This is a genomic window from Kitasatospora sp. NPDC091257, from assembly GCF_044757675.1.
Lineage (GTDB): Bacteria > Actinomycetota > Actinomycetes > Streptomycetales > Streptomycetaceae > Kitasatospora > Kitasatospora lactacystinica.
This window is the reverse complement of record NZ_JBIVVI010000038.1, coordinates 1-17,066: the sequence shown is the minus strand read 5'-3', so window position 1 is coordinate 17,066 and position 17,066 is coordinate 1. Positions and strand designations below refer to the sequence as shown.

Sequence of the window (17,066 nt, the reverse complement as noted above, 5' to 3'; positions counted from 1 at the left end):
GCCAGGGAGGCCAGGGCGGCCGTCCGCAGCCGCCCGGTGGCTACCGGCAGGCCCCGTCCGGGTACGGGCAGTCGCAGGGCGGCTACCCGCCGCCGCCCGCGCCCGCCCCGGTGGCGCGCCGGGCCGAGCCGCCCGCGCCGCAGTACCGGGAGGCACCGCCGCAGCGCCGCGAGGAGCCGCCGGCACCGGCCCGCCGCGAGCCCGCGCCGGCCCGTGAGCCGCGTCCGCGCAGCCGCAACCGGATGTACATTCCGGGGCTCGGCTGCCTCAAGGGCTGTCTGATGGTGCTGCTGGTGCTCGCCGTGGCGGGGCTGGCGCTGTGGAACTTCACGCCGCTGCCGCAGTACTGGGACAACGTCGTGGGCTGGTTCGACTCGGCGCGCGACTGGGTGAACGGCCTCGTCGGCAGCTAGCGCCGCCGCGGGCCGGGTCCGGAGCCGATCCGGGCCCCGGCCCGCCCGGGGCGGCAATTTTGACGCTATGTCGACAATTCGCGAGATTTCTCGGCCGGGACTCCCGCTCCGGCCCCCTCGGGCGGCCCGCGCAGGGCCTCCGGGCGCGTAGGTTGGTCGCTGTTGTCCCGCCCCACCGAGCGCGCCGGACCCCCGGAGCGCTCCCGCGCCGCCCACGGAGCAGCATTGGCACGCAAGATCGGCAGCCGGTACACCGTCCACCAGGTGATCGGCCGGGGTTCGGCCGGCACGGTCTGGCTCGGTGAGGGGCCCGACGGCCCGGTGGCGGTCAAGCTGCTGCGCGAGGACCTCGCCGCCGACCAGGTGCTGGTCGGCCGCTTCGTCCAGGAGCGCACCGCGCTGACCAGCCTCGACCACCCCCGGGTGGTCGGCGTGCGCGACATGGTGGTGGACGGCAGCGACCTCGCCCTGGTGATGGAGCTGGTCCAGGGCACCGACCTGCGCTCCCGGCTGGAGCGGGACGGCGCGCTGCCGCCGCAGACCGCCGCCTCGATCATCGCCGACGTCGCCGACGGCCTGGCCGCCGCGCACGCGGCCGGCATCGTCCACCGCGACGTCAAGCCCGAGAACGTCCTGCTCGACCTCGCCGCAGCCCCCGGCCCGGGCGGCGCCCCGCGCGCCAAGCTCACCGACTTCGGCGTGGCCCGCCTGGTCGACGCCCCGCGCCGGACCCGGGCCACCCGGATCATCGGCACCCCCGACTACCTCGCCCCCGAGATCATCGAGGGCCTGGAGCCGCGCGCCGCCGTCGACATCTACGCCCTCGCCACCGTGCTGTACGAGCTGCTGGCCGGCTTCACCCCCTTTGGCGGCGGCCACACCGGCGCGGTGCTGCGCCGGCACGTCACCGAGCAGGTGCCGCCGATCCCCGGCCTGCCGGACGGGCTGTGGCGGATCATCTCCGAGTGCCTGGCCAAGGCCCCGGCCTCCCGGCTGCGCGCCGCCGAGCTGGCCTCCCGGCTGCGCGAGCAGCTGCCCTCGCTGGCCGGCCTGCCGGTGCTCGCCGTGCCCGGCCAGGGCCGCGCCCCGGTCGAGGAGCAGCTGACCCCCGGCGAGGCCGTCTACGCCGAGATCGACGCCGGCCCCGGCATCCACAAGCGCCGCCGCGGTCCGGCCGTCCCGCTGGTGCCGGGCGCCGCCCCGGACTCCACCCGGGACACCCACACCAGCCTGCGCCGCCCGTCCGCCGACGAGCTGGCCGCCTACGCGCTGGAGTCCCGCGCCCAGCGCGCCGCCCCGGGCCACCGCCGGGACCGCCAGGCCCTGCTGCGCCGCCGCCGGCTGCTGGCCGTCCTGATCGCCACCGTCCTGCTGCTGGCGGGCGCCGCCGCGGCCTGGACGGCGTTCGCGGCCACCGTCCCGGACGGCGGCCACCCGACCCGTCCGGCGGTGTCGGGCACCGGCCCGCGGGCCCCGTAGCCGGAGCCGCCGGCGCGGCCGTGACGGCGGCCGTGACCCCCGGGGAGCCGGGGGTGTCGTCATGACCACTCCCGGAACCATTACCCTGGGGGCGTGGCAGCCGTCGATCCTTCCGAAGAGCTCAAGAACCTCGATACGACCATGGGGTCGATCGAGGCCGTCCTCGACCTGGACAAGATCCGGGCCGACATCGCGGTCCTGGAGGAGGAGGCAGCCGCCCCCACCCTGTGGGACGACGTCGCGAACGCGCAGAAGGTGACCAGCCGGCTCTCCTTCCTCCAGGGCGAACTGCGCCGGGTCGAGGGCCTGCGCAGCCGCATCGACGATCTGGGCGTGCTGTTCGAGCTCGCCGAGGCCGAGGACGACGCGGACACCCGCGCCGAGGCCGAGACCGAACTCGTCTCCCTCCAGAAGGCCGTCGAGGAACTGGAGGTCCGCACCCTCCTGTCCGGCGAGTACGACGCCCGCGAGGCGCTGATCAACATCCGTGCCGAGGCCGGTGGCGTGGACGCCGCCGACTTCGCCGAGCAGCTCATGCGCATGTACCTGCGCTGGGCCGAGCGGCACGGGTACCCCACCGAGGTGTACGACACCTCGTACGCCGAAGAGGCCGGCATCAAGTCCGCGACCTTCACCGTGAAGGCGCCGTACGCCTACGGCACCCTCTCGGTCGAGCAGGGCACCCACCGCCTGGTGCGGATCTCGCCGTTCGACAACCAGGGCCGCCGGCAGACCTCCTTCGCCGGCGTCGAGGTCCTCCCGGTCGTCGAGCAGTCCGACCACGTCGACATCGACGAGGGCGAGCTGCGGGTGGACGTCTACCGCGCCTCCGGCCCCGGCGGCCAGGGCGTCAACACCACCGACTCGGCGGTGCGCATCACGCACATCCCGACCGGCATCGTGGTCTCCTGCCAGAACGAGCGCTCGCAGATCCAGAACAAGGCGTCCGCGATGAACGTCCTCCAGGCCAAGCTGCTGGAGCGGCGCCGCCAGGAGGAGAAGGCGGCGATGGACGCGCTCAAGGACAGCGGCAGCTCCTGGGGCAACCAGATGCGCTCCTACGTGCTGCACCCGTACCAGATGGTGAAGGACGTCCGCACCGCGTACGAGGCCGGCAACCCGCAGGCCGTGCTGGACGGCGACATCGACGGCTTCATCGAGGCCGGGATCCGCTGGCGCAAGCAGCGCGAGACCAGCGCCGAGTAACGGCCGACATCGACGAAGGGCCCCGACCGCAGCGGTCGGGGCCCTTCGTCGTACGCGTCGTGGGTCGTCAGGCCAGTGCCTGCCGGGCGATCAGCGCCACCGCGAGCAGTCCGGCCAGCAGGGCCAGCAGCATCGCGGGGGAGAGCGCGGCGAACGGGCTCTGCTGCTCCTGAAGCCGGGCCCGGTTGGCCCGGCACACCGGGCAACGCCCGTCGCTGACGCGGCCGTTGCAGTTGGCGCACACCAGATGGTCGCAGGTCATGCGATCTCCTCCTCGCTGCTACAGCCAACGCACCGGACGGGGCTTTGGTTCCCTGCACTGCCCTGTACGGGGGAGCGGCCGTGACACGGTCGCCCACCTCCACTCTGCCAGGTTCCGGCAGTTCCGGCTTCCGGGCTGTGAGATGCCTCGCAATATTCGGGGCATAAGCGGACATTCTCCCGCAGAGTCCGGCCGTTGTCACGGGCGGTCCCTGCGGGCCGGGCGCCGATTCGCGTATGGTCCCAGACCGGGAGCAGCCCACCGCGCTCCTTTCGCCCGCCCATGGACCGGGCCTCCGGGGCGGACCGACCGAGGACTGGCGCCGCCTAGGATGGCCTCCGTGATGCAGCCGTGATCAGATTCGACAACGTCTCCAAGACCTATCCCAAGCAGAACCGTCCCGCCCTGGACAACGTCTCGCTGGAGATCGAGAAGGGTGAGTTCGTCTTCCTGGTCGGCTCGTCCGGCTCGGGAAAGTCCACCTTCCTGCGCCTGTGCCTGCGCGAGGAGCGTCCCAGCACGGGCGCGGTGCACGTACTGGGCAAGGACCTCGGCAAGCTGTCCAACTGGAAGGTGCCGCACATGCGCCGCCAGCTGGGCACGGTCTTCCAGGACTTCCGCCTGCTGCCGAACAAGACGGTCGCGCAGAACGTCGCCTTCGCCCTGGAGGTGATCGGCAAGCCCAAGAGCGCCATCAACAAGGTGGTGCCCGAGGTGCTGGAGCTGGTCGGCCTCGGCGGCAAGGAGGACCGGATGCCGGGCGAGCTGTCCGGTGGTGAGCAGCAGCGCGTGGCCATCGCCCGCGCCTTCGTGAACCGTCCGATGCTGCTCATCGCGGACGAGCCCACCGGCAACCTCGACCCGCAGAACTCGGTCGGCATCATGAAGCTGCTCGACCGCATCAACCGCACCGGCACCACGGTGCTGATGGCCACCCACGACCAGGCCATCGTCGACCAGATGCGCAAGCGCGTCATCGAACTCGACAAGGGGCTGCTCGTCCGCGACCAGGCCCGCGGCGTCTACGGATACCAGCACTGACCGACCAGCGCTGACCCGTGGGGCCGCCGGCCCGACCCGCCAGACCAGAGCAGTACCGACCCTGGAGTTGTTTCCCGCATGCGTGCCCAGTTCGTCCTGTCGGAGATCGGTGTGGGTCTCCGACGCAACCTGACCATGACCATCGCGGTCGTGGTCAGCGTCGCGCTCTCCCTCGCCCTCGCCGGTTCCTCGCTCCTGGTCCGCGACCAGGTGAACTCCATGAAGGGGTACTGGTACGACAAGGTCGAGGTGAGCATCTACTTCTGCACGAAGGCGGACGCCCGCAACTCGCCCCAGTGCGACAAGGGCGCGGCCACCGACCAGCAGGTCCAGGACATCAAGGACCAGCTGGACAAGATGAGCTCGGTGGTCCAGTCGTCCACCTACGAGAGCTCGCCCGAGGCGTACAAGCACTGGAAGGAGATGAACCCGGACAACCCGCTCATCTCCGTCCTGGGTCCGGACGCCATGCCGCAGTCCTGGCGGGTCAAGCTCAACGACCCGACCAAGTACGACGTGATCCAGAGCGCCTTCGCCGGCAAGCCCGGCGTCAAGTCGGTCGAGGACCAGCGGAAGATCCTGGAGAACCTGTTCGGCCTGCTCAACGGCCTCCAGACGGCGGCCTTCGTGATCATGGTGCTGATGCTGTTCGTCGCCCTGCTGCTGATCGTCAACACCGTCCGGGTGTCGGCGTACAGCCGGCGGCGCGAAACCGGGATCATGCGCCTGGTCGGTGCCTCGAACTTCTACGTCCAGATGCCCTTCATCGCCGAGGCGGCCTTCTCGGCGCTGCTGGGTGCTGCGATGGCTTCCGGACTGCTGATCGGCGGGCACTTCTTCGTCCAGAACTGGCTGGCCGACCGGGTGCAGTTCATCCACTTCATCGGGCTCGGCTCGGTGCTCGCGGTGATACCGCTGCTGATCGTGGTGGGTATGGGCATGGCCGGCGTCGCGGCCTTCTTCACCCTGCGCAAGTACCTCAAGGTCTGATTCCCGCAGGCCCGACGGCCCCGTACGGCACTGCGCCGTACGGGGCCGTCGGCGTTCCGCGGTCCACCGTTGCGGTTCGTCCCGCGCGCGGCGGTGTCTACACTCCGGTGCCATGCTGCAAACTCCGCGCAGGGCCCGCCAGGTGACCGTGCTCAGCCTGGTGTTCGGCGCCGTGCTGCTGGCCGGCGCGGCCACCGGCGCCTGGGGCGACCCGGGCGACCCGCCGCACCGGTCCTCCGCCGACACCGCCCGGGCCACCGGCGGGCTCCCGGCGGACCCGGCCGGCGCCACCCTGTCGGAGCAGCAGGCCGAGCACCTGCTGGCGGCCGGCGGCGACCGCTGGGGCGCGTACTACAGCGCCCAGGAGTACGCGGAGTTCAGCCAGGGCCTGGACGGCCGCTACCCGGGCGTCGGCCTCTCGGTCGGCCGCGGCCAGGACGGCGTCACCGAGGTCTCCCAGGTCGCCCCCGGCGGCCCGGCCGCCGCGGCCGGGATCGCCTCCGGCGACCGGCTCGTGCGGATCGGTCAGGACCAGGCCGACCACCTGCCGGTCACCGAGGTGGTCGCGCGGCTGCGCGGCCGGGGCGAGGAGCGCCGGGCCGGCTCCGAGGTCACCCTGGCGGTCCGGCGCGGCGGGGCGGAGGAGCGCGAACTGCGGCTGCGGCGCGTGCTTCTGGACAGTCGGCAGGTCACCGCGGAGCAGCTCGGCAAGGGCGTGCTGCGGGTGACCGTGCGCGCCTTCACGAGCGGCGTGGCCGACCAGGTGCGCGCCGCCCTGCGCGCCCCGCACACCGGCGTGGTGCTCGATCTGCGCGGCAACTCCGGCGGGTTGGTCGACGAGGCGGCCGGCACCGCCGGGATCTTCCTGGACGGCGGAACGGTCGGCTCGTACCAGGAGCGCGGCGAGACCAGGGAGTTGACCGCCCCGCCCGGCGGCGACCAGCGCACCCCGCTGGTGCTGCTGGTGGACGGCGGCACGATGAGCGCCGCCGAACTGCTCGCCGGGGCCCTCCAGGACCGCAGCCGCGCCGTGGTGGTGGGCTCGCGGACCTTCGGCAAGGGCACCGTCCAGCAGCCCAGCCGGCTCGCCGACGGCGCCGTGCTGGAGCTGACCGTCGGCCGCTACTACACCCCGGCCGGACGCTCCCCGGACGGTACCGGCCTGACCCCCGACGTCCCGGCCGGTTCGGGCGAGGAGGCCGACGAACTCGCCCTGCGGGTCCTCGCGGGGCTCGGCACCCGTGCCTAAAGCAGCTGCCCCATCCGGTCCCGAAGTGCGAGAATGACCGGGTTATGGCAAAGGAAACCGGACAGAAGCTGATCGCGCAGAACAAGAAGGCGCGACACGAGTACACGATCCTCGACACCTACGAGTGCGGCCTGGTGCTCACCGGCACCGAGGTCAAGTCGCTGCGCGAGGGGCGGGCCAACCTGGTCGACGGCTACGCGTACATCCAGAACCACGAGGCGTGGATCGACAACGTCTTCATCCCCGAGTACACCCAGGGGACGTGGACCAACCACGCGGCCCGGCGCAAGCGCAAGCTGCTGCTGCACAGGATGGAGATCCAGAAGATCGAGACCAAGGTCCGCGACGCGGGCCACACCCTGGTCCCGCTCTCGCTGTACTTCAAGGACGGCCGGGTGAAGCTCGAACTGGCCCTCGCGGTCGGCAAGAAGCTCTACGACAAGCGTCAGACGCTCCGCGAGAAGCAGGACACCCGCGAGACGGCACGCGCCGTGGCGGCGGCCCGGCGGCGCCAGAGTTAATCGGCTGGACCCCCGCTGGTCGCCTCGCGTAGTATGGCGCCAGCAACAAGGACGGTCACCGTCCGCGCTGTTTCTCAACAAAACATGGGGATGATCGGTTTCGACAGGGGATGTTGAAACAGGGGAAGCGAGCCGAGGAACGCGGCAATGATCTCGTTAACCACGTGTCGCAAAAAAATAATCGCCAACTCTAAGCGCGATTCCCAGCAGTTCGCTCTCGCTGCCTAATAAGCACCGATAGCGCTTGGGTGTCAGACCGGGGAGTTCCCGACCCGGACCCTGGCATAATCTAGGGAACTCAACCGTCCGCCCGGGCTGCGAGGGCGGATGGGAAATCAAACAGCAGCTGGGCCTGTTGGCGGCTTGTCCGTGTGACCGCCAGGGCCGAGAAAAGCACAGCGGACTGCGCTCGGAGAAGCCCTGAATTAACTCCACTGGACCCGGGTTCGATTCCCGGCATCTCCACCACCCCATGTTGACTCGAAGGGCCGCCCTCCGCTCCGCGGAGGGCGGCCCTTCGATTTTTGTACGTTCCGGAGCAGCGCGGCCCGGGGGTGGCGGCGTAGGATCATCCGTCCGCTCGTTTTCCGGAGCGGGATTCCGCCGCAACCACCGAGGCCATGCAGAGCAACACGCCCACCACCCCCGCCACCGACCACGAGACCGTCCGCGCGCGCGAGATCGCCGGTGAGCAGCAGCACCTCGACACCGTCTACCACCGGTTGGAGGAGAAGCTCGCCGAGGCCGAGTACATCCTGGAGGACGCCGCCAAGCGGGTCCAGGTCGGCACCCCCGGCGCGCTCGCCGAACGCGACGCCCAGGTCTACCGGGCCGGCGCCCACCTCCACCGACTGAACAGCGAGTTCGAGGACTTCCTGTTCGGCCGGATCGACCTCCAGCGGGCGGACGCCCCGGAGGAGCACGGGATCCCGTCGGACACCCCGCTCGACCCGGCCGACCCGGCCGTCGCCGAGACCCTCCACATCGGCCGACTGGGCGTGCTGGACGCCGAGTACGGCCCGCTGGTGATCGACTGGCGCGCGCCCGCCGCCGCCCCCTTCTACCGCGCCACCCCGGTCGAACCGGGCCGGGTGATCCGTCGCCGGGTGATCCGCTCCAAGGGCCGCAAGGTGATCGGCGTCGAGGACGACCTGCTGCGTCCGGACCTCGCCCCGACCCTGGACGGCGAGGAGCTGGCCGTGGTCGGCGACGGTGCGCTGATGGCCTCGCTGGGCCGCGCCCGCAGCCACTCGATGCGCGACATCGTCTCCTCCATCCAGAAGGAGCAGGACGAGGTGATCCGCGCCGCCGCCGCGGGCGCCACCCTGGTCACCGGCGGCCCCGGCACCGGCAAGACCGCCGTCGCCCTGCACCGCGCCGCCTACCTGCTCTACCAGGACCGCCGCCGCTACGCCGGGGGCATCCTGGTGGTCTCGCCGACCCCGCTGCTGGTGTCCTACACCGAGGGCGTGCTGCCCGCGCTGGGCGAGGAGGGCCAGGTCGCCATCCGGGCGGTCGGCTCGCTGGTGGACGGCATCGAGGCGGGCACCTACGACACTCCCGAGGCGGCCCGGGTCAAGGGCTCGGGCCGGATGGTGCAGCTGCTGCGCCGGGCCGCCCGCGCGGCGCTGGAGCTGGGCGCGCCGCAGGAGCTGAAGGTCGTCGCCCGCGGCGAGGTGCTGAAGCTGGACGCCTCCCGGCTGAAGGCCGTGCGCGGCAACGTGGTGGGCTCCGGCGGCACCCCGCTGAACCTGCTGCGCCCGCGGGCCCGCCGGCTGCTGCTGGACGCCCTGTGGCAGCAGGCCACCAGGGACCTGCCGAAGCCCGCCGACCACTACGCCCGCGAGCAGCGCCAGGAGGAGAAGGAGTCCTTCGACGAGTACGTCTCGGACGAGGCCTCGTTCCTGGACTTCCTGGACGCCTGGTGGCCGGCACTGAGCCCGCGCCGGGTGCTCGGCACGCTGCGGCAGCACCGGCACACCAACCGGATCGCCCGTCGCGCCGTCACCCCGGACGAGGCCAGGCTGCTGGCCGCCTCCTGGCGCCACCTGTCCGCGGAGGGCGCGGGCGCGCTGTCCGCGCACGACGTCGCGCTGATCGACGAGCTCCAGGTGCTGCTGGGCGAGCCGGCCCGCCCGAAGGTCCGCGAGGTGGACGCGGTGGACCTGCTGAGCGGCCTGGAGGAGGTCACCACCTTCGCCGACCGCTCCACCCGCCAGCGCGACCGCCAGCCGGTCGAGCGCAGGGAGTACGCGCACATCATCGTGGACGAGGCGCAGGACCTCACCCCGATGCAGTGGCGGATGATCGGCCGCCGGGCCCGGATGGCCACCTGGACGATCGTCGGCGACCCGGCGCAGTCCTCCTGGCCGTTCCCGCAGGAGGCCCAGGCCGCACTGGACGACGTGCTCTCCGGCAAGCCGCGCCGCCGCTTCACGCTGACCGTGAACTACCGCAACCCGGCCGAGATCGCCGAGGTCGCGGCGAAGGTGCTGGCGCTGGCCGCGCCGGGCACCCCGTCGCCGAGCGCGGTGCGCCGCGTCGGCGTGGAGCCGCGCTTCGCGGCCACCACCGACCCCTCGCCGGAGGCCTTCGGCGAGGCCGCCCGGGCCGAGCTGGAGCGGCTGCTGGCCGAGGTGGACGGCACCGTGGCGATCGTGGTGCCGATGGACCGCCGGGACGAGGCGGCCGGCTGGGCCGAGGGCCTGGGCGGGCGCGTGGTGGCGCTGGGCAGTCTGGAGGCCAAGGGCCTGGAGTACGACGCGACCGTGGTGGCCGACCCGACCGGCATCGCCGGCGAGTCGGAGGCCGGGCTGCGGGTGCTGTACGTGGCGCTGACCCGCGCGACCCAGCGGCTGACCGTGCTCTCCGGCCCGGACGACCTGCCGGACGCGGACGGCGTGCCCGCGCTGCTGCACGGCTGACGGCCCGTCGGGACTCGTCGGGTCCCGACGGAAGAAGGCCCCTCACCGGACGGTGAGGGGCCTTCAGACGTTTACGACACCGACCCGCCATGCTCGCCTCGCGGCAAGTGGTCCCTCGAAGGGACGAAGGTTGGGCCCGGGGGCTTGGATCGAGCCGGTGTCCCGTCCAATGTAACGCATCGGCCGGGAGAGGCAAGGAGTGAGCGGCGGGGGACCGGCGGCCATTGGGTGGGATTGTCGGGTCCGCACACTCAATGAACGTTATTTCTGGCTACCCCTTGGAAGGTGCGACGATCGAGGTCTAGCATGCGCGGGCGATGCCTTCAACAAAATGTTGAGCCTGCGGGACAGACGGAAGAAGGAAGCGTCGATGGCGACGGTGCCCAGTGTCTCCAACTCGATCACGGTACGGCTGGAGGTCCCGGCCCGGGGCAACGCCGTCAGTGCGATCACCACGGCCGTGGAGTCCTCCGGCGGGTCGGTGACCGGTCTCGACGTCACCGCCTCCGGCCTGGAGGCGCTGCGGATGGACGTCACGGTGGCGGCCTCCTCGGTCGCGCACGGCGAGGAGATCGTCGAGAAGCTGCGCGCGATCGACGGCGTGTCGATCGGCAAGGTCTCGGACCGCACCTTCCTGATGCACCTCGGCGGCAAGATCGAGATGTCCTCGAAGCTGCCGATCCGCAACCGTGACGACCTCAGCATGATCTACACCCCCGGCGTCGCCCGGGTCTGCATGGCGATCGCGGAGAACCCCGAGGACGCGCGCCGCCTGACCATCAAGCGCAACAGCGTCGCCGTGGTCACCGACGGCTCGGCGGTGCTGGGCCTGGGCAACATCGGCCCCGAGGCCGCGCTGCCGGTCATGGAGGGCAAGGCGGCCCTGTTCAAGCGCTTCGCCGGGATCGACGCCTGGCCGATCTGCCTGGACACCCAGGACACCGACGAGATCGTCGCCATCGTCAGGGCGATCGCCCCGGGCTTCGCCGGGATCAACCTGGAGGACATCTCCGCGCCGCGCTGCTTCGAGATCGAGGCCCGGCTGCGCGAGGCCCTGGACATCCCGGTCTTCCACGACGACCAGCACGGCACCGCGATCGTCGTGCTGGCCGCCCTCACCAACGCGCTGAAGGTGGTCGGCAAGCGGATCGCCGACATCCGCGTGGTGATGTCGGGCGCCGGCGCCGCCGGCACCGCGATCCTCAAGCTGCTGATGGCGGCCGGCGTCGAGCACGCCACCGTGGCGGACGTGCACGGCGTGGTCCACCTGGGCCGCGGGGATCTCAACGAGAACCTGCGCTGGATCGCCGAGCACACCAACCGCTCGGGCCGCACCGGCAGCCTCAAGGAGGCCGTGGCGGGCGCCGACGTCTTCATCGGCGTCTCGGCCCCGAACGTCCTGGACGGCGATGACCTGGCCACCATGGCGGAGGACTCGATCGTCTTCGCGCTGGCCAACCCGGACCCGGAGGTCGACCCGGCCATCGCCCGGCAGACCGCCGCCGTGGTCGCCACCGGCCGCAGCGACTTCCCGAACCAGATCAACAACGTGCTGGTCTTCCCGGGCGTCTTCCGCGGCCTGCTGGACGCCCAGAGCCGTACCGTCAACACCGAGATGATGATCGCCGCCGCCCGGGCGCTGGCCACCACCGTGGCAGACGACGAGCTGAACGCCAACTACATCATCCCGAGCGTGTTCCACAAGGACGTCGCCAAGACCGTCGCCTCCGCGGTGCGCGAGGCGGCCCTGGCGGGGGCCCAGGAGGACCGCGCGCCGGCCCGTCCGACCCCCGGCATCGTCGGCACCCTGGACACCGCCGCGTTCCCCGTCGTCAAGCTCTGACGACCGGGTCGGGCGACGTGTCACGGATCGCTCAAATGTACGAATAAGGGCCATACCCGCCCAGCCCGCCCCGAACCCTTGCGACACAAGGGCGAGGGGCGTGTTTGGGCTTGTCAGTCCTAGGGCGTACCGTAGCCCTGCACGGGGCAGGCGTGTCCGACAAGTACGGAACGTCCCCCTGGTCTTCCGGCGTGTCGTCCCGACCGCCGCCCGCGCCCGGTCCGCCGGAGCCGACGGAGCGTCACACCTCCAACGAGCGGGCGATGTTCGGGTGGCTCGCCCGGGGCCCGATTGGCTTTCTCGGGGCCGGTCGGGGCAGGATTCGTATCCAGGCGGGCGGGTGGGCCTTCGACGGCTCCGGCGCGCGGCATCGGGTACGGACCCGGCCTGCGACCACGCATTGCCTGCATGAGCACAGTGTGCGGACCTGCGGCCCATCCGGGTGCCCCCCGGTGGGAGCACCGATGGGCCCCCGCGCACCGCAAGCGAACAGACCACAGGAGTACACATGAACCGCAGTGAGCTGGTGGCCGCGCTGTCCGAGCGCGCCGAGGTGACCCGCAAGGACGCCGACGCCGTTCTGGCCGCCTTCGCCGAGATCGTCGGCGAGGTCGTCGCCAAGGGCGACGAGAAGGTCACCATCCCCGGTTTCCTGACCTTCGAGCGCACCCACCGCGCTGCCCGCACGGCCCGCAACCCGCAGACCGGCGAGCCGATCCAGATCGCCGCGGGCTACAGCGCCAAGGTGAGCGCCGGCTCCAAGCTGAAGGAAGCCGCCAAGGGCGCTGCCTGAGCCACCCCTTGAACGCCCGAGAGGCCGGGCTCCCCGCTGGGGAGCCCGGCCTCTCGCCGTTGGGACCGGACCGTCAGGCGTCGACCAGCTGCTCGCTGGGCAGCTCGACGTGGGCGCCCAGGTCGCGCAGCTTGTCCATGAAGTTCTCGTAGCCGCGGTTGATCAGGTCGATGCCGTGCACGGTCGAGGTGCCCTCGGCCGCCAGCGCCGCGATCAGGTACGAGAAGCCGCCGCGCAGGTCCGGGATGACCAGCTCGGAGCCGATCAGCTTGGACGGGCCGGAGACGACCGCGGAGTGCAGGAAGTTGCGGGCGCCGAAGCGGCACGGGGTGCCGCCCAGGCACTCGCGGTAGAGCTGGATGTGCGCGCCCATCTGGTTCAGCGCGCCGGTGAAGCCGAGCCGCGACTCGTACACCGTCTCGTGGACGATGGACAGGCCGGTGGCCTGGGTCAGCGCGACCACCAGCGGCTGCTGCCAGTCGGTCTGGAAGCCCGGGTGCACGTCGGTCTCCAGGGCGATCGCCTTGAGCTCGCCGCCCGGGTGCCAGAAGCGGATGCCCTCGTCGTCCACCTCGAAGGCGCCGCCGACCTTCCGGAAGGTGTTCAGGAAGGTCATCATCTCCAGCTGGCGGGCGCCGCGGACGTAGATGTCGCCCTTGGTGGCCAGCGCCGCGCAGGCCCAGGAGGCCGCCTCCAGGCGGTCCGGCAGCGCGCGGTGGTTGTAGCCGTTCAGCTCGTCCACGCCGGTGATCAGGATCGTCCGGTCGGTGCCCAGCGTGATGATCGCGCCCATCTTCTGCAGCACGCAGATCAGGTCGACGATCTCCGGCTCGATGGCCGCGTTGCGCAGCTCGGTGACGCCCTCGGCGAGGACGGCGGTGAGCAGCACCTGCTCGGTCGCCCCGACCGAGGGGTAGGGCAGCTCGATCTTGGTGCCGCGCAGCCGCTGCGCGGCGACCAGGTAGGTGCCCTGCGGGTGCTTCTCGATGGTGGCGCCGAACTGGCGCAGCACCTCGAAGTGGAAGTCGACGGGGCGGCCGCCGATGTCGCAGCCGCCGAGGCCGGGGATGAAGGCGTGGCCGAGGCGGTGCAGCAACGGGCCGCAGAACAGGATCGGGATCCGCGAGGAGCCGGCGTGCGCGTCGATGTCGGCGACGTTGGCGCTCTCGACGTGCGAGGGGTCGAGGATCAGCTCGCCGTCCTCGTCACCGGTGCGCACGGTCACGCCGTGCAGCTGCAGCAGGCCGCGGACCACCTTGACGTCGCGGATGTCCGGGACGTTGCGCAGTCTGCTGGGGCCCTGCCCGAGGAGGGCGGCGACCATGGCCTTGGGCACCAGGTTCTTCGCACCGCGGACGCGGATCTCGCCTTCGAGCGGATTTCCGCCATGGACCAGCAGGACGTCGTCGGTCATCGTTCTCGCAATCCGGGGTGCCAGAGGAGTCGGAAAGGGCGGCTCCGGGAGAGAGCCGGTGGTGGACCGTTCGTACGGGCGCGTTCGGGCCCCCGGCGAAACCGAGTCGGCACCGTATGGGCGTCCACCAGACGTAGATGGTAGTAGGCGCTCCGTTGGTTCCCGTGAGCCTCTCCCGTGATGGTGCTCTCTCCGGGCCCGCGCCCGCCCCCCGGTGCGGCCGTACGGGTGTTCGTCCGGCGTGGGGGTTTCCGGGTGTTGCGGTGTCCGAGCGGTGCCGTTCTGCGGGATCATGTGGGCATGACGGCGGCCCATTCGCACGGAGGCCGGTCCCACACCGGCTGTCTGCTCGTCGCGACGCCCCTGCTCACCGACCCGAACTTCGCGCGGGCGGTGGTGCTGCTCCTCGACCACGACGTCGAGGGGGCGCTCGGCGTGGTCCTCAACCGGCCGACGCCGGTCGAGGTGGGAAGCGTGCTGGACGGCTGGAACAGACTCGTCGGACAGCCGGCCGTGGTGTTCCAGGGCGGCCCGGTGGCGCTGGACTCGGCGCTCGGCCTCGCGGTGGCACCGGGGGAGCCGGGCACCGGCGAGCCGCTCGGCTGGCGCCGGGTGCACGGCGCGATCGGCCTGGTGGACCTGGAGGCGCCGCCCGAGGTGCTGGCCGGGGAGCTGGGCAGCCTGCGGATCTTCGCCGGGTACGCCGGCTGGTCGCCGGGACAGCTGGAGGCGGAGCTGGAGAGCGGCGCCTGGTACCTGGTGGACTGCGAGCCGGGGGACGTCTCCAGCCCCGAGCCGGAACGGCTGTGGCGCGCGGTCCTGCGCCGCCAGCGCGGCCCGCTCGCCCTGCTGGCGACCTACCCGGACGACCCCACGATGAACTGAGCCGACCGGCCCCGCGCCGCGACACTGGCCGGGTTTCCGGAGGCCCCCATAGACTTGGCACCCATGAGCACTCTTGAGCCCGAGCGCGGCCTCGGCACCGGCACCCTGGTCGAGCCCGTCCCACAGGTGTCCCACGGGGACGGCGACCACGAGCGCTTCGCGCACTACGTCCAGAAGGACAAGATCATGGAGAGTGCCCTCTCCGGGTCTCCCGTGGTGGCGCTCTGCGGCAAGGTGTGGGTGCCCGGGCGCGACCCGAAGAAGTACCCGGTCTGCCCCATGTGCAAGGAGATCTACGACGGCATCGGCAAGCCGCAGGGCGGCGACGGCGACAACAAGTAGTCCGCGGCGCCGCGCACAACGCCGTTTTGCATAGCACCACGGTTTCCCCGGTGGTCTATGCCAATCGCCGGGGCGTGGGCAGGATGTCGGAATGGACCTCATTCCCGCACCGTCGAGTGCCGTTCGCCGCCCGGACGAGGACTACCCGCTCGACGCCGCCACCACGCTGACCGCACCCCCCGCGCTGGCCGACGCCGAGCGCTGGCTGCGGACCACGCTGTCCGCCGCCACCGGGCTGCCGCTCGGCCCGGGCCGGCCGGGTTCGGGCATCGAGCTGGTCGAGGACCGGACGCTCGCCGCCGAGGCGTACCGGATCACGGTGCGCCCCGGCCACGCCCGGCTCGCCGCGGGCGGCCCGGCCGGAGCGCTGTGGGGCGCGCAGACCCTGCGGCAGCTGCTCGGGCCGGACGCCTACCGCCGCTCGCCGCTGCGCCGCGAGGGCTGGGTCCTGCCCGGCGCCGACATCGCGGACGCCCCCCGGTTCGGCTGGCGCGGCGCGCTGCTCGACGTCGCCCGGCACTTCCTGCCCAAGTCGGACGTGCTGCGCTTCGTCGACCTGCTGGCCGCGCACAAGCTCAACGTGCTGCACCTGCACCTGACCGACGACCAGGGCTGGCGGGTGGAGATCAAGCGCTACCCGAGGCTGACCGGGCGCGGCGCCTGGCGGGAGCGCTCGATGGTCGGCTACCGGGCCGGGCAGCGCCGCGACGACCGCCCGCACGGCGGCTACTACACCCAGGACGACCTGCGCGAGATCGTCTCCTACGCGGCCGCCCGCGGGGTCACCGTCGTCCCGGAGATCGACCTGCCCGGCCACACCCAGGCCGCCGTGTCCGCCTACCCCGAGCTGGGCAACACCGACGTGGTGGACACCGCCGCGCTCGGGGTCTGGACCGACTGGGGGGTGAGCCACAACGTGCTCAACGCCTCCGAGGAGACCCTGCGCTTCTTCGAGGGCGTGCTGGAGGAGGTCCTGGAGCTCTTCCCGTCCGAGTTCATCCACCTCGGCGGCGACGAGTGCCCCAAGGAGCAGTGGAAGGACAGCGCCGCCGCGCAGGCCCGGATACGCGAGCTGGGCCTGGCCAACGAGGACGAACTGCAGAGCCACCTCATCCGGCACTTCGACGGCTGGCTGGCCGACCGCGGCCGCCGGCTGATCGGCTGGGACGAGATCCTGGAGGGCGGGCTCGCGCCGGGCGCCGCCGTCTCCTCCTGGCGCGGCTTCGGCGGCGGGGTCGCCGCCGCGAAGGCCGGGCACGACGTGGTGATGTGCCCCGAGCAGCACGTCTACTTCGACCACCGGCAGGCGGACGGACCGGACGAGCCGATCCCGGTCGGATTCGTGCGCACGCTGGAGGACGTCTACCGGTTCGAGCCGGTCCCCGAGCAGCTGGACGAGGCCGCCGCCCGGCACGTGATCGGCACCCAGGCCAACCTGTGGAGCGAGTTCATGGACAGCGCCCGGGACATCGACTACCGGGCCTTCCCCCGGCTGGTCGCCTTCGCCGAGGTCGCCTGGTCGGAGCTGCCCGCCGAGCCGGCCGAGCGGGACTTCGCCGGTTTCGAGCAGCGGCTGACGACGCACCTGAGGGCCCTTGACGCGCTCGGCGTCGAGTACCGCCCGGCCGACGGTCCGCACCCGTGGCAGCGCCGGCCCGGGGTGCTCGGCCGGCCGATCGAGGGCCCGCCGCCGGTGCGGTAGGG

The 17,066-nt window shown here is 72.0% G+C and carries 14 protein-coding genes, 1 other RNA gene and 1 pseudogene; 14 read left to right on the top strand and 2 right to left on the bottom strand.

Going from position 1 to position 17,066, the window contains the following annotated elements; genetic code table 11:
• The 3 genes and pseudogenes from ACIQOV_RS03400 to prfB all read left to right on the top strand — a co-directional run.
• A pseudogene (locus tag ACIQOV_RS03400) lies at positions 1–413 on the top strand (serine/threonine protein kinase); the annotation flags it as partial.
• A 225-nt stretch (positions 414–638) separates the two neighbouring features.
• On the top strand, positions 639–1,892 hold the full coding sequence (locus ACIQOV_RS03395) for a serine/threonine-protein kinase (RefSeq protein WP_401044321.1): 1,254 nt from the start codon (positions 639–641) through the stop codon (positions 1,890–1,892).
• Between the two features lie 93 nt (positions 1,893–1,985).
• Positions 1,986–3,098 carry a peptide chain release factor 2 gene (prfB, locus tag ACIQOV_RS03390; RefSeq protein ID WP_359904258.1) on the top strand — a complete coding sequence of 371 codons (1,113 nt, stop codon included), beginning with the start codon at positions 1,986–1,988 and terminating at the stop codon, positions 3,096–3,098.
• A 67-nt stretch (positions 3,099–3,165) separates the two neighbouring features.
• On the opposite strand, the gene ACIQOV_RS03385 is transcribed toward prfB, so the two are convergent.
• Positions 3,166–3,360, bottom strand: coding sequence for a hypothetical protein (locus tag ACIQOV_RS03385; protein ID WP_359904255.1), 195 nt, complete (start codon positions 3,358–3,360; stop codon positions 3,166–3,168).
• A 351-nt stretch (positions 3,361–3,711) separates the two neighbouring features.
• Here ACIQOV_RS03385 and ftsE point away from each other — a divergent pair, with 351 nt between their 5' ends.
• The 8 genes from ftsE (at position 3,712) to ACIQOV_RS03345 (ending at position 12,721) form a co-directional block, all read left to right on the top strand.
• Positions 3,712–4,401 carry a cell division ATP-binding protein FtsE gene (gene ftsE, locus ACIQOV_RS03380; RefSeq protein WP_030059730.1) on the top strand — a complete coding sequence of 230 codons (690 nt, stop codon included), beginning with the start codon at positions 3,712–3,714 and terminating at the stop codon, positions 4,399–4,401.
• A 78-nt stretch (positions 4,402–4,479) separates the two neighbouring features.
• Entirely contained in the window at positions 4,480–5,391 is a 912-nt protein-coding gene (gene ftsX, locus ACIQOV_RS03375; RefSeq protein WP_401044318.1) for a permease-like cell division protein FtsX, read from the top strand.
• Positions 5,392–5,503: 112 nt separating this feature from the next.
• Entirely contained in the window at positions 5,504–6,640 is a 1,137-nt protein-coding gene (locus ACIQOV_RS03370; protein ID WP_401044315.1) for a S41 family peptidase, read from the top strand.
• 44 nt (positions 6,641–6,684) lie between these two features.
• Positions 6,685–7,161: an SsrA-binding protein SmpB gene (gene smpB / locus ACIQOV_RS03365; RefSeq protein ID WP_359904247.1), complete on the top strand. Its 477-nt coding sequence runs from the start codon at positions 6,685–6,687 to the stop codon at positions 7,159–7,161.
• A gap of 86 nt (positions 7,162–7,247) precedes the next feature.
• Positions 7,248–7,629: a transfer-messenger RNA gene (gene ssrA / locus ACIQOV_RS03360) on the top strand.
• A 152-nt stretch (positions 7,630–7,781) separates the two neighbouring features.
• Complete coding sequence (locus ACIQOV_RS03355) at positions 7,782–10,085, top strand: HelD family protein (protein ID WP_401044313.1); 2,304 nt, start codon at positions 7,782–7,784, stop codon at positions 10,083–10,085.
• 370 nt (positions 10,086–10,455) lie between these two features.
• Positions 10,456–11,928, top strand: a complete 1,473-nt coding sequence (locus tag ACIQOV_RS03350) for an NAD-dependent malic enzyme (RefSeq protein WP_401044310.1) — start codon at positions 10,456–10,458, stop codon at positions 11,926–11,928.
• Positions 11,929–12,436: 508 nt separating this feature from the next.
• Positions 12,437–12,721, top strand: a complete 285-nt coding sequence (locus ACIQOV_RS03345; RefSeq protein ID WP_030242980.1) for an HU family DNA-binding protein — start codon at positions 12,437–12,439, stop codon at positions 12,719–12,721.
• A gap of 73 nt (positions 12,722–12,794) precedes the next feature.
• Here the strand turns inward: ACIQOV_RS03345 and murA are convergent, their stop codons facing one another.
• Positions 12,795–14,135, bottom strand: a complete 1,341-nt coding sequence (gene murA, locus ACIQOV_RS03340) for a UDP-N-acetylglucosamine 1-carboxyvinyltransferase (RefSeq protein ID WP_359904238.1) — start codon at positions 14,133–14,135, stop codon at positions 12,795–12,797.
• A 300-nt stretch (positions 14,136–14,435) separates the two neighbouring features.
• Here murA and ACIQOV_RS03335 point away from each other — a divergent pair, with 300 nt between their 5' ends.
• The 3 genes from ACIQOV_RS03335 (at position 14,436) to ACIQOV_RS03325 (ending at position 17,064) form a co-directional block, all read left to right on the top strand.
• Positions 14,436–15,020, top strand: coding sequence for a YqgE/AlgH family protein (locus tag ACIQOV_RS03335; RefSeq protein WP_359904235.1), 585 nt, complete (start codon positions 14,436–14,438; stop codon positions 15,018–15,020).
• A 63-nt stretch (positions 15,021–15,083) separates the two neighbouring features.
• The gene (locus ACIQOV_RS03330) at positions 15,084–15,362 is read left to right on the top strand and encodes a DUF3039 domain-containing protein (RefSeq protein ID WP_359904233.1); all 279 of its coding nucleotides are present in this window, start codon (positions 15,084–15,086) and stop codon (positions 15,360–15,362) included.
• Positions 15,363–15,453: 91 nt separating this feature from the next.
• Positions 15,454–17,064 carry a beta-N-acetylhexosaminidase gene (locus tag ACIQOV_RS03325; RefSeq protein WP_401044304.1) on the top strand — a complete coding sequence of 537 codons (1,611 nt, stop codon included), beginning with the start codon at positions 15,454–15,456 and terminating at the stop codon, positions 17,062–17,064.
• The last annotated feature ends 2 nt before the right edge of the window (positions 17,065–17,066 follow it).

Excerpts from the sequence above, each read along its gene's own strand:
- ACIQOV_RS03350 (WP_401044310.1), top strand. The coding sequence starts at position 10,456 with ATGGCGACGGTGCCCAGTGTCTCCAACTCGATCACGGTACGGCTGGAG.
- ACIQOV_RS03355 (WP_401044313.1), top strand. The coding sequence starts at position 7,782 with ATGCAGAGCAACACGCCCACCACCCCCGCCACCGACCACGAGACCGTC.
- ACIQOV_RS03370 (WP_401044315.1), top strand. The coding sequence starts at position 5,504 with ATGCTGCAAACTCCGCGCAGGGCCCGCCAGGTGACCGTGCTCAGCCTG.
- ACIQOV_RS03345 (WP_030242980.1), top strand. The coding sequence starts at position 12,437 with ATGAACCGCAGTGAGCTGGTGGCCGCGCTGTCCGAGCGCGCCGAGGTG.
- ACIQOV_RS03325 (WP_401044304.1), top strand. The coding sequence starts at position 15,454 with ATGGACCTCATTCCCGCACCGTCGAGTGCCGTTCGCCGCCCGGACGAG.
- ACIQOV_RS03330 (WP_359904233.1), top strand. The coding sequence starts at position 15,084 with ATGAGCACTCTTGAGCCCGAGCGCGGCCTCGGCACCGGCACCCTGGTC.
- smpB (WP_359904247.1), top strand. The coding sequence starts at position 6,685 with ATGGCAAAGGAAACCGGACAGAAGCTGATCGCGCAGAACAAGAAGGCG.
- murA (WP_359904238.1), bottom strand. The coding sequence starts at position 14,135 with ATGACCGACGACGTCCTGCTGGTCCATGGCGGAAATCCGCTCGAAGGC.
- ftsX (WP_401044318.1), top strand. The coding sequence starts at position 4,480 with ATGCGTGCCCAGTTCGTCCTGTCGGAGATCGGTGTGGGTCTCCGACGC.
- ACIQOV_RS03335 (WP_359904235.1), top strand. The coding sequence starts at position 14,436 with ATGACGGCGGCCCATTCGCACGGAGGCCGGTCCCACACCGGCTGTCTG.
- ACIQOV_RS03385 (WP_359904255.1), bottom strand. The coding sequence starts at position 3,360 with ATGACCTGCGACCATCTGGTGTGCGCCAACTGCAACGGCCGCGTCAGC.